This is a genomic window from Rhodoferax sp. UBA5149 (assembly GCF_002413825.1).
Taxonomy (GTDB): Bacteria; Pseudomonadota; Gammaproteobacteria; order Burkholderiales; family Burkholderiaceae_C; genus Rhodoferax.
This window is the reverse complement of record NZ_DHXT01000181.1, coordinates 21,711-22,130: the sequence shown is the minus strand read 5'-3', so window position 1 is coordinate 22,130 and position 420 is coordinate 21,711. Positions and strand designations below refer to the sequence as shown.

The following is a 420-nucleotide window of genomic DNA, read 5'->3' as shown; positions in this document are numbered from 1 at the left end:
GTAGCGTCTGCGTCCTGGTCCGGATTTGCGTCACAATCGGCGTGGCGCGCGGCAGCGTGTCGATTAAAAAAATAGTCAGTTACGTCACGTTGGAAAAAATAAATGAATATCTCTGCTTTGAGGGTGCGCACGCGCCTGAGCCTGGGCTTTGGACTGGTCTGCGTGCTGCTGTTGATCAGCATCGGCATTGGCCTCGCCTCACTGGGCCGCATCAATGACGGGCTGACCGAAGTGGTGAACGACCGATGGCCCAAGATTTCGGCCTCTACCGCCATCCTGACCCAGACCGACGCGATTGCGATTGCCTTGCGCAACATGATGTTGACGGAAGACAAGGCCGACCAGCAAAAGCAGATTGACAACATTGCCAAGTCCAGAGCCATCACGGCGCAAAATGTCGAGTTGCTGAAGCGCACGCTG

Annotated in this window: 1 protein-coding gene; it reads left to right on the top strand. The window is 56.0% G+C overall.

Annotation, left to right across the window (positions count from 1 at the left end; all coding sequences use genetic code 11):
• Positions 1-102: 102 nt before the first annotated feature.
• A partial coding sequence (locus B3V69_RS16440; protein WP_296448085.1) for an MCP four helix bundle domain-containing protein occupies positions 103-420 on the top strand: 318 nt, incomplete at its 3' end.